Below are 11,389 nucleotides of genomic sequence, written 5' to 3' on the forward strand. Positions count from 1 at the left end.
AGGTCCCGGGCCCGGCCATGGCGCTCACCCTCTACGTCGACACCGCGCGCTGGCGGGCGCATCACCAGAGCGTTCTCCAGCAGTTCCCCGGGATCGTCCCGGTCTGCAAGGGCAACGGCTACGGCTTCGGCCACGAACGCCTCGCCGACGAGGCAGCCCGCCTCGGGGCCGACATCCTCGCCGTGGGGACGACCTACGAAGCGGCCCGGATCAAGGACTTCTTCAGCGGTGACCTCCTCGTCCTGACGCCGTTCCGCCACGGCGAGGAGCCGGTGCCGCTGCCCGACCGCGCGATCCGTTCGGTCTCCTCGGTCGAGGGGGTGGGCGGCCTGGTGGGCGCCCGCGTCGTCATCGAGGTCATGAGCAGCATGAAGCGGCACGGCGTCACGCCGGAGGACCTGCCCAAGCTGGCCGCCGCGATCGAGGACGTCCGGCTGGAGGGCTTCGCCATCCACCTGCCGCTGGACCGTACCGACGGCTCCGACGCCGTCGAGGAGGTCATCGGCTGGATGGACCGGCTGCGGGCCGCCCGCCTCCCGCTGCACACCATGTTCGTCAGCCACCTCAAGGCCGAGGAGCTGGCCCGGCTGCAGCAGCAGTTCCCGCAGACCCGCTTCCGCGCGCGGATCGGTACCCGGCTCTGGCTCGGCGACCACGAGGCCACCGAGTACCGCGGTTCGGTCCTCGACGTCACCCGCGTCGCCAAGGGCGAGCGCTTCGGCTACCGCCAGCAGAAGGCCGCGTCCGACGGCTATCTGGTGGTCGTGGCCGGTGGCACCTCGCACGGCGTCGGCCTGGAGTCGCCCAAGGCGCTGCACGGGGTGATGCCGCGGGCCAAGGGCGTGGCGCGGGCCGGTCTGGCGACGGTCAACCGCAACCTCGCCCCGTACGTCTGGTCCGGGAAGCAGCGCTGGTTCGCGGAGCCGCCGCACATGCAGGTGTCGATCCTCTTCGTCCCGAGCGATGCGCCCGCGCCGCAGGTCGGCGAGGAGTTGGTGGCGCATCTGCGGCACACCACGACGCAGTTCGACCGGATCGTCGACCGCTGATCCGGGGCCACGGCCCGTACGACGAAGGCCCGGCGCCGCGGTATCCCCGCGGCGCCGGGCCTTCGCCCGTTCCGGCGTCCGGTCACTCCCGTACGGCGCCCCAGCGCACCCGCGGGGTGGCCTCGAAGTGCACGGCGGGGCGGGGGAGCGGGCGTCGGCCCAGGACGAAGACGTCGGGTGCCCGGTCGAGGACGCCGCCGGACGGGTCGTCCTCGCCGCCCTGCCGGACCACGTCACGCTCCGGCAGCAGCACATCGCGGACGACGACAGCGCAGAGGTAGAGCGTGCCCAGCAGATGCACCAGAATCGCCAGCTGGTAGCCCTCCGGCGGCAGCCCCTGGTGCTTGTCGCCGCTGCCCGTGTAGGCGAGGTACATCCAGATCCCCAGGTAGTACAGGACCTCGCACCCCTGCCAGACCAGGAAGTCCCGCCACCGCGGTCGGGCCAGCGCCGCCAGCGGGATCAGCCACAGCACGTACTGCGGGGAGTACACCTTGTTCGTCAGGATGAAGAGCGCGACGACGAGGAAGGCGAGCTGCGCGAAGCGCGGGCGGCGCGGCGCGTAGAGGGTGAGCAGGGCGAGACCGCCGCAGCCGAGGAGCATCAGCAGCGTGGCGTAGAGGTTGGCGTTCTCCAGCGGGTTGCCGGTGCGCTGGGAGATCAGCAGCCAGACGGAGCCGAAGTCGATCGGCCGCTCCTGGCTGAAGGTGTAGAACTTCGCCCATCCCTCGCGGAGGTGGAAGCCGCTCGCGTCGTACGCGAACATCACCGGCAGGTTCACCACCAGCCAGGAGATTACGGCGCCGGTCAGACACCGTCCGTAGGCGCGCCAGGTGCCGGCCCGCCAGCAGAGCACCAGCAGGGGGCCGAGGAGGAGGACGGGGTAGAGCTTGGCGGCGGTCGCCAGCCCGATGAGCAGTCCGGCGCGGAGCGGGTGGCTGCGGGACCACAGGAGCATGCCCGCGGCGGTGAGCGCGACGGCGAGCAGGTCCCAGTTGATCGTGGCGGTCAGCGCCAGCGCGGGTGCCAGCGCGACGAGCAGTCCGTCCCAGGGGCGGTTGCGGTGCGTACGGGCCACGCAGACGACGAGGACGGCGGCGCAGACCATCAGCATCCCGGCGTTGACCAGCCAGTAGATCTGTTCGCGCTGGACGATCTCGCCGCCGTTCGGGGTCATCCAGGAGGCGACCTCCATGAACAGCCCGGTCAGGACGGGGTACTCCAGGTACTCCATGTCGCCGGGCAGCCGGTCAAAGTAGGGGATGAGCCCGTCGGCGAAGCCGCGCCCCGAGAAGAGGTGGGGGATGTCGGAGTAGCAGGCGTGGACGTACTGGGTGGTGGCGCCGAAGAACCAGCCGCCGTTGTAGCAGGGGAGCTTCTGGACCATCCCGAGCGCGAACATGCCGAGGGCGACGAGCACGATCACCCGGACCGGGGTGAGCCTGCTCGTACCGGGCAGCGCCCGGCGGCCGAGCGGGCCACCGAGCAGCTCGCTGCCGGCTGCCGCGACCTCGTCCCGCTGTGTGGGCCGTACGGACTCGTCCCCGCGCACGCTCGTCATGGGCCCATCCTGCCGCACGCCCCTGTGCGGAACGCGGCGAAGCCCCCGCCCGGTCGAGCCGGGTCGGGGGCTTCGCGAGGCGCTGTTTCACGTGAAACGGCCGTGGGTTCGGCTGCCGTGGCGGCGCGCTGTTTCACGTGAAACGAGGTGGGTCAGGGCTGCTCCCCGCTGGGTCCGCCGAGCCAGCCGCCACCACCGGGACCGTTGCCGCCGGTCGGATCCGGCGACGTTGTGTCGCCGCCGGTGTCGCCGCCCGGTCCCCCGCCGGGACCGCCACCGGGTCCACCGCCGGGTCCGCCACCGGCGCCGCCGTCGTTCTGGCAGCCGATGTCCCAGTCGGCGCACGTCTCCGTGGCCGTGGGCGTCGGCGAGTGGGTCGGCGTCTCGGAGTGCGAAGGCTTCTCCGAGGGCGTCTGGGACGGCGTCTCCGACGGCTGCATGGTCGGCGTCGGGGACGGCATGCCCGCCTCGTCGAAGCGCTGGCCGATGGGCGTGGCCGCCGGGAAGTCCTGCACCGGTGTGCCCTGCAGCGCCTGGATCATGTACTGCGTCCAGACCTCGGTGGGCAGCGCACCACCATGGATCGAGTCGAAGCCACCGACGCCGTTCATGGAGAGCTGGCGGGGGTTCTTCGGGTCCTCACGGAACATCGAGATCGCGGTCGACAGCTGCGGGGTGTACCCCACGAACCACGCCGACTTGTTCTCGTCGGTGGTACCGGTCTTGCCCGCCGCGGGACGGCCCAGCTTCGTCGCCTCCACCTTGGCCGTACCGTTCGTGATGACGTTCTCCAGCACCTTGGTGACGTTGTTGGCGATGTCCGGGTCGATCGCCGGTTCCCTTGAGGGTGCCTCGATGCCGTCCACCGACTCGCCGTGGTGCTTCACCTCGGTGACCGAGTACGGCTCCACCTTGGTGCCCGACTTCGCGAACGTCGCATAGGCGTTGGCCATACGGATCGCGCTGGGCGTCGAGGTGCCGAGGGCGAACGAGGGGTTGAGGGACCTGTCGAAGCTCGCGTCCGAGATACCCGCGGCGCGTGCCATGTCCCGCACCTTGCTCATCCCGACGTCCATGCCGAGCTGCACGAACGGGGTGTTGACCGACTGCTCCATCGCCTTCATGAGGGTGATGTAGCCCCAGGCGTGTTCGCTCTCGTTCTTCTGGTAGAAGGGCGAGTTGTCCTTCGACAGATAGTCGGAGCCGTCGGCGTTCTTCACCTTGAGGTGGTCGTTGCCGTTGTAGCGGCTGTCCGGTGAGAGCGGTTGGCCGTTGCTGTGTTGCGTGCCGTACTTCATCGCCGCCGCGAGGACGAACGGCTTCCAGGTCGAGCCGACCGGCACACCGAAGGTGTCGGCGTTGTTGCTGAAGTGGCCCTTGTCGTAGCCCTCACCGCCGTATATGGCGACGATCTTGCCCGTGCCGGGCTCCACCGAGGCGCCACCGAACTGGACGTACTTGTCCTTCTCGCGCTTCTCCGGGTCGATGTAGCGCTTGTCGACCTTCTTGACCGAGTTGGCCAGCGCGGTGACCTTCTTCTTGTCGAAGGTCGTGTAGATCTGGTAGCCGCCCTTGTCGAACGCCGCCTGGCTGAGGTGGGTGTTCTTCAGGACGTACTTCTTGGCCGTGTCCATCAGATAGCCGATCTGACCGTTCTTGCTGGCAGAGGGCTTCAGCGGCTTCGGCATGGGGAACTTCGTGTACTTGGCCCGCTCCGCCTTGGACATCCGGCCGACCTTGACCTCCCGGTCGAGCACCCACGACCAGCGCTCCTTGGCCCGCTTGGTGTTCGCCTGCGGGCTGGCGCCCGGAACGGAACCGCCCGCGGGGTCGTAGAGCTCGGGGCCCTTGAGCACGGTCACCAGCAGGGCTGCCTCGTCCGGCTTCAGATCGCGGGCGTCCTTGCCGTAGTACGCCTGGGCCGCCGCCTGGATGCCGTAGGAGCTGCGCCCGAAGTAGCTGGTGTTGAAGTAGCCCTGGAGGATCTCGGGCTTCTTCATCTTCGTGACGACCTTGATGGAGATGAAGAGCTCTTTGAACTTACGGGTGAGCGTCTGGTCCTGGCTCAGCATGGCGTTCTTGACGTACTGCTGAGTGATCGTCGAACCGCTCTGGGTCTCCTCGCCCTTGGCCATCTTGACCAGGGCGCGGACGATGCCCATGGGGTCGACGCCGGAGTCCTCCTCGAAGGACTCGTTCTCCGCGGAGATGGCGGCGTTCTGCAGCGACACCGGAATGTCGCTGATCGGGACGATCTGCCGGTTGGTCTCGCCGTCGCGGGCCATGACGTCGCCGTTGGCCCAGTAGTAGATGTTGTTCTCCTGGCGGGCCGCAAGGCTCTCCTTGGGCACCTCCACCAGCCACAGGGCGATACCGGCGATCCCGACTATGACGCCCACGAAGCCGACGCACAGCGCCGTGACCTGCTTCCAGGACGGCACGAAGCGGCGCCAACCGCTGCGCCCGGCCCGCGGGTAGTCGATGAACCGCTTCTTGGCGGGACCTTTTCCGCCACGGCCACGACCGCCGCCCGCACCACCCGCGCCGTCCGCGCCACCACCGCGACGCCCCCTGCCACCGCCGCGTCCGCCGCCGGACCCCGCCGCGTCGTCCGCCCGTCGGCGACCGCCGCGCTGAGCCGCACGACGCGCTTCCGCCCGCCCGCCGGGAGGCCGCTCCTGACCGTGCGCTGCGGAATGGGATGTGGAGCCGGAAGCAGCGCCACGGGGCGCCGCGCGACGCCCCGTTGATTGCTGCGCGGCACGTCGGGCCGCGGCGCGACCGCCACCTTGCGGCTGTGGCGGTTTGCGACGGTGCTCGCTCATGGAACGGATACTCCTCGGGCAGGCGCGCTATCTCGTCGCCTGAAGGCGGTGGTTGTCTTCAGGTCCCCCCGATGCACGGCCCGTTCCTGACGCGCGGGCCGCACTACACCGAGCACGGGGACGCCAGTTATCGGCCCACGGTTCCCGGCAGTCTGCATGCCGCACAGACTACGCACGGCCAAATCCTGCCCACCGTCTAAATTCACTCCAAATCAGGCAGGTTGGACCCTATGAATCGGTGATGTGACGCCGTTCACCGCACCGTTGCTTGTCCCGTCCCACCGGGCGTTCTATCGTCTGGATGTATCGAGTCGATACATCAGCACGACATAAAGAGTGCGCGAGGTCGAGGAGGCGGAGGATGAGCAGACGCTCCGGCGTCCTCGAATTCGCCGTTCTGGGCCTGCTGCGCGAGTCCCCGATGCACGGCTACGAGTTGCGTAAGCGGCTCAACACTTCACTCGGGGTTTTCCGCGCGTTCAGCTACGGCACCCTCTACCCCTGCCTCAAGGCGCTGGTCGCGAACGGCTGGCTCATGGAGGAGCCCGGCGGACCGCCCGAGGGCGTGCCCGCCACGGCTCTGACCGGACGCCGGGCCAAGATCGTCTACCGCTTGACCACGGCGGGGAAGGAGCACTTCGAGGAGCTGCTCTCGCACTCCGGCCCGGACGCGTGGGAGGACGAGCACTTCGGCGTCCGCTTCGCGTTCTTCGGCCAGACGTCGCGGGACGTCCGTATGCGGGTGCTGGAAGGGCGGCGCAGTCGGCTGGAGGAACGTCTCGAAAGGATGCGTACCTCCCTGGCCCGCAGCCGGGAACGGCTGGACGACTACACCCTCGAACTCCAGCGCCACGGCATGGAATCCGTGGAGCGCGAGGTCCGTTGGCTGAACGGACTCATCGAGAGCGAGCGCACCGGGCGCGATCGGCATACGCCCGGGACCGCTGAGCGGGACAAGCAGGATCGGTCAGGAGAGACGGACGGCCTGCCCCGGCACCGGGACGGTTCCCGGCCGGATCCGTCCGATGACACCACCACATGAGGTCCTGTCCGGCAGGACCTCAGCGAGAACACAGGGAGCAACCGGAATGGGTTCGGTTCGCGTAGCCATCGTCGGCGTGGGCAACTGCGCCGCCTCGCTGGTACAGGGCGTCGAGTTCTACAAGGACGCCGATCCGGAGAGCCGTGTGCCCGGCCTCATGCATGTGCAGTTCGGCGACTACCACGTCCGGGACATCGAGTTCGTGGCCGCCTTCGACGTCGACGCCAAGAAGGTCGGCCTGGATCTCGCGGACGCCATCGGCGCCAGCGAGAACAACACCATCAAGATCTGCGACGTGCCGAACGCCGGTGTGACGGTCCAGCGCGGCCACACCCTCGACGGCCTGGGCAAGTACTACCGCATGACGATCGAGGAGTCGGAGCAGGCTCCGGTCGACATCGTCCAGGTCCTCAAGGACAAGCAGGTCGACGTCCTGGTCTGCTACCTCCCTGTCGGCTCCGAGGAGGCGGCGAAGTACTACGCGCAGTGCGCCATCGACGCCAAGGTCGCCTTCGTCAACGCCCTCCCGGTCTTCATCGCCGGTACCAAGGAGTGGGCGGACAAGTTCACCGAGGCCGGTGTCCCGATCGTCGGTGACGACATCAAGTCGCAGGTCGGCGCCACCATCACGCACCGCGTCATGGCCAAGCTCTTCGAGGACCGGGGCGTCATCCTGGACCGCACGATGCAGCTGAACGTCGGCGGCAACATGGACTTCAAGAACATGCTGGAGCGGGAGCGGCTGGAGTCCAAGAAGATCTCCAAGACGCAGGCCGTCACCTCGCAGATCAGGGACCGTGAGCTGGGCGAGGACAACGTCCACATCGGCCCCTCGGACTTCGTGGCCTGGCTCGACGACCGCAAGTGGGCGTATGTCCGCCTCGAGGGCCGGGCGTTCGGCGACGTCCCGCTGAACCTCGAGTACAAGCTGGAGGTCTGGGACTCCCCGAACTCCGCGGGCGTCATCATCGACGCGCTCCGCGCCGCGAAGATCGCCAAGGACCGCGGCATCGGCGGCCCGGTCCTCTCCGCCTCCTCGTACTTCATGAAGTCGCCGCCCGTGCAGTACTTCGACGACGAGGCGCGCGCCAACGTCGAGAAGTTCATCAAGGGCGAGGTCGAGCGCTGACGCTCCCCTCATCGCCACGCTCCGCGGGCCTCCGGGTATCTCTCCCGGGGGCCCGCGGGCTGTGTGAGGCTGTGCCTCATGCATGTTGTGCGCGACCTCCGCGTATTACTCCGGCTACGTGACTTCCGTTCGCTCCTTGCCGCACGGCTGCTGTCCCAGGCCGCCGACGGGGTGTTCCAGGTCGCGCTCGCCACCTACGTGGTCTTCTCGCCGGAGAAGCAGACCTCACCGGCGGCCATCGCCTCCGCCATGGCGATCCTGCTGCTGCCGTACTCGCTCCTCGGCCCGTTCACCGGCGTGCTGCTCGACCGCTGGCGGCGCCGTCAGGTCCTGCTCCACGGCAATCTGCTGCGCACCCTGCTGGCCATGGCGACGGCGGCGCTGATCGTGTCGGACGTCCCCGACTGGCTCTTCTACGCCTCGGCCCTCTCGGTGACCGCGGTGAACCGGTTCGTCCTGGCCGGGCTCTCGGCCGCGCTGCCCCGGGTGGTCGACGGTGGGGCACAGCTGGTCATGGCCAACTCCCTTGCCCCGACGGCCGGTACGCTCGCCGCGACGGCGGGCGGCGGGCTCGCCTTCGCAGTCCGGCTGGCCGGACCGCACGTGGACGTGTTCGTCATACTGCTGGCCGCGGCCCTCTACTTCTGTTCGGCACTCACCGCGCTGCGGATGACACCACAGCTGCTCGGCCCCGATCTCACCGCCCGCCCACCGCATCTGCGGCAAGCCCTGCTGAGCACCGTGCGGGGCCTCGCGGAGGGGCTGCGCCATCTCGCCGAACGGCGCACCCCGGCCCGGGCGCTGGCCGCGATGACCCTCATCCGCTTCTGCTACGGAGCGCTGACGGTCATGGTCCTGATGCTGTGCCGGTACGCGTGGGCCGCGACCGAGTCCGAGGGCCTGGCCCTGCTCGGGGTCACCGTGCTGGTGTCGGGCGCGGGCTTCTTCATGGCCGCCGTCGTCACGCCGTGGGCGGTGGCACGCTTCGGCGCGTTCGGCTGGATCGCCTGCTGTGCCGCCATGGGCGCGGTGCTGGGGCCGACGCTCGGTCTGTTCTTCACGCCGGGGCCGATGCTGGTCGCCGCCTTCGTGCTCGGGGTCGGCACCCAAGGAACCAAGATCTCCACGGACACGGTCGTCCAGGCCACCGTCGACGACGCGTTCCGCGGCCGGATCTTCGCCGTCTACGACGTGCTGTTCAACATCGCCTTCGTCGGTGCCGCCGCGGTCGCCGCCCTCGTGCTGCCGCCGGACGGCAGGTCCGGCGTGCTGCTGCTCATGGTGACCGTGATCTACACATGCGTCGCCGTGACGGTGGTGCGCCTGAGGCGCGGGTAGGCACCGCTCCCCCGCAGGGTGGCGGCCGGACACCGCAGCCGGGCGCGCGGACCGGATACCTTACGGACGTCCTTCACCAGCCTGTACACATCAAAATTCGGGGGAGTTCCATGACCATGCCGCCTCAGGGCCCGAACCCGTACGGCCAGGCGCCGTACGGACAGCATCCCTATCCCCAGGCGCCGTACGGCCAGGCCCCCTACCCCCAGGCACCGCAACCGCCCCAGGCTCCCTACGGTCAGCCGCAGCCCGGGTACGCCCACCCGCAGCAGCCACCGGCTCCGTACGGCTATCAGCAGCCGCAGCCGGGGTACCCCGCGCCGCCGCAGCAGCCCTCTGCGCAGGGCGGTGGTCCCGTGCCGCCGCCGCAGCCCGCCAGGAAAAGGTCCCCCAAGACGATCCTGAAGGGCATCGGCGTCGTCATCGCGCTGATCGCCTTCGCCTTCTTCTGGATCACCAGCCTGGACGACGCGGACAGCGCCGAGGCCGGTGACTGCGTCAAGAAGTCCGAGAGCTCGCTCGACGACGGCCTCAAGGTCGTGGACTGCGGCACCCCGGAGGCCCAGTACAAGGTGACCGAAGTGCACAACGACACCTCCGACCCCTCCGTCTGCCCTGCGGGGCAGTCGGCGTACTCCAAGTCCGTGGAGCGTCGTAAGCGCGCCGACACCCACATGGTGCTCTGTCTGACCCCGACGAAGTAGAGCGAACCGGGCCCGGCGGACACGCCGTGGGGCGGTGTTTCACGTGAAACACCGCCCCACACCTCATCCACCACGTTTCACGTGAAACATGACGGCCCGCCGGTTGCCCGGCCCACCGACCGTCTGTTTCACGTGAAACATCAGCCCTGCGTGGCCCACCACTCCTTGAGCGCGGCGATCGCGTCCTCGCGCTCCATCGGGCCGTGCTCCAGCCGGATCTCCAGCATCTGCTTGTACGCCTTGCCGACGGCCGGGCCCGGGGCGATGTCCAGGATCTGCATGATCTCGTTGCCGTCCAGGTCGGGCCGGATCGCCTCCAGCTCCTCCTGCTCCTGGAGGCGCGCGATGCGCTCCTCCAGACCGTCGTACGCCCGCGACAGGGCATTCGCCTTGCGCTTGTTCCGCGTCGTGCAGTCCGAGCGGGTGAGCTTGTGCAGCCGGGTCAGCTGCGGGCCCGCGTCACGGACGTAGCGGCGGACCGCGGAGTCCGTCCACTCGCCGGTTCCGTAGCCGTGGAAGCGCAGATGCAGCTCCACCAGCCGCGAGACGTCCTTCACCAGGTCGTTCGAGTACTTCAGCGCGGTCATGCGCTTCTTGGTCATCTTGGCGCCGACCACCTCGTGGTGGTGGAACGAGACCCGGCCGTCGTTCTCGAACCGGCGGGTCCTCGGCTTCCCGATGTCGTGCAGCAGTGCCGCCAGCCGCAGGACCAGGTCCGGCCCGTCCTCCTCCAGGTCGATCGCCTGCTCCAGGACCGTGAGCGTGTGCTCGTAGACGTCCTTGTGGCGGTGATGCTCGTCACGCTCCAGCCGGAGCGCGGGCAGCTCGGGCAGCACCCGCTCGGCGATCCCCGAGTCGACCAGCAGCCTGAGGCCCTTGCGCGGGTGGGGCGCCAGGATCAGCTTGTTCAGCTCGTCCCGGACGCGCTCCGCGGACACGATCTCGATCCGCCCCGCCATCGCCTTCATCGCCGCCACGACGTCGGGGGCGACCTCGAAGTCCAGCTGAGCGGCGAACCGGGCCGCGCGCATCATCCGCAGCGGGTCGTCCGAGAAGGAGTCCTGCGGGGTGCCGGGCGTCCGCAGGACCCGGGCCGCCAGGTCCTCCAGACCGCCGTGCGGGTCGATGAACTCCTTCTGCGGGAGGAAGACGGCCATGGCGTTCACCGTGAAGTCCCGGCGGACCAGGTCTTCCTCGATGGAGTCGCCGTAGGACACCTCCGGCTTGCGCGAGGTGCGGTCGTACGCCTCCGAGCGGTACGTCGTGACCTCGATGTCGAAGGAGCTCTTCTTGCAGCCGACCGTGCCGAACGCGATGCCGACCTCCCACACCGCGTCGGCCCACGGGCGGACGATCTTCAGAACGTCCTCGGGGCGCGCGTCCGTGGTGAAGTCCAGGTCGTTGCCGAGCCGGCCCAGGAGCGCGTCCCGCACCGAACCGCCGACCAGGGCAAGCGTGAACCCGGCCTCCTGGAATCGGCGGGCCAGGTCGTCCGCCACGGGGGAGACCCGCAGCAGCTCGCTCACGGCACGGCGCTGCACCTGGCTCAGCGCGTTCGTCGACTGCGCAGACCGCTCGGACTGCGGGGCGGGGATGTCATTGTTGGCGTTCGGCACAACTGAAAAGGGTACGTGCCCGTGCCACGCCCGGCGTCCCGCCGTCGGGGGCGACGCCGTGACCGGCCCGGCCCGTGATCTTGTGGCGCACACCATGGCACGACGCCACTGCGCACCTCGTTACC

8 protein-coding genes are annotated in these 11,389 nt (G+C 69.2%); 5 read left to right on the forward strand and 3 right to left on the reverse strand.

What is annotated here, in order from left to right; genetic code table 11:
* Positions 1–17 precede the first annotated feature (17 nt).
* The gene (locus IF23_RS0120250) at positions 18–1,049 is read left to right on the forward strand and encodes an alanine racemase (protein WP_030285639.1); all 1,032 of its coding nucleotides are present in this window, start codon (positions 18–20) and stop codon (positions 1,047–1,049) included.
* Between the two features lie 82 nt (positions 1,050–1,131).
* On the opposite strand, the gene IF23_RS0120255 is transcribed toward IF23_RS0120250, so the two are convergent.
* On the reverse strand, positions 1,132–2,610 hold the full coding sequence (locus IF23_RS0120255) for a glycosyltransferase family 87 protein (protein WP_030285641.1): 1,479 nt from the start codon (positions 2,608–2,610) through the stop codon (positions 1,132–1,134).
* Positions 2,611–2,762: 152 nt separating this feature from the next.
* The gene (locus IF23_RS0120260) at positions 2,763–5,435 is read right to left on the reverse strand and encodes a transglycosylase domain-containing protein (protein ID WP_078654115.1); all 2,673 of its coding nucleotides are present in this window, start codon (positions 5,433–5,435) and stop codon (positions 2,763–2,765) included.
* Between the two features lie 361 nt (positions 5,436–5,796).
* Between IF23_RS0120260 and IF23_RS0120265 the strand changes: the two genes are divergently transcribed.
* From IF23_RS0120265 to IF23_RS34490, 4 genes are all read left to right on the forward strand, one after another.
* Positions 5,797–6,477, forward strand: coding sequence for a PadR family transcriptional regulator (locus IF23_RS0120265; protein ID WP_030285644.1), 681 nt, complete (start codon positions 5,797–5,799; stop codon positions 6,475–6,477).
* A 46-nt stretch (positions 6,478–6,523) separates the two neighbouring features.
* On the forward strand, positions 6,524–7,606 hold the full coding sequence (locus IF23_RS0120270) for an inositol-3-phosphate synthase (RefSeq protein ID WP_030285646.1): 1,083 nt from the start codon (positions 6,524–6,526) through the stop codon (positions 7,604–7,606).
* Positions 7,607–7,684: 78 nt separating this feature from the next.
* Positions 7,685–8,944 carry an MFS transporter gene (locus IF23_RS0120275; protein WP_030285648.1) on the forward strand — a complete coding sequence of 420 codons (1,260 nt, stop codon included), beginning with the start codon at positions 7,685–7,687 and terminating at the stop codon, positions 8,942–8,944.
* A gap of 110 nt (positions 8,945–9,054) precedes the next feature.
* The gene (locus IF23_RS34490; RefSeq protein ID WP_169750016.1) at positions 9,055–9,648 is read left to right on the forward strand and encodes an LppU/SCO3897 family protein; all 594 of its coding nucleotides are present in this window, start codon (positions 9,055–9,057) and stop codon (positions 9,646–9,648) included.
* 140 nt (positions 9,649–9,788) lie between these two features.
* Here IF23_RS34490 and IF23_RS0120285 read toward each other — a convergent pair whose 3' ends face one another.
* Positions 9,789–11,264, reverse strand: coding sequence for a CCA tRNA nucleotidyltransferase (locus IF23_RS0120285; RefSeq protein WP_030285652.1), 1,476 nt, complete (start codon positions 11,262–11,264; stop codon positions 9,789–9,791).
* Between the last annotated feature and the right edge of the window lie 125 nt (positions 11,265–11,389).

This window comes from Streptomyces catenulae (genome assembly GCF_000718015.1).
In the GTDB taxonomy this organism is placed as follows: domain Bacteria; phylum Actinomycetota; class Actinomycetes; order Streptomycetales; family Streptomycetaceae; genus Streptomyces; species Streptomyces catenulae.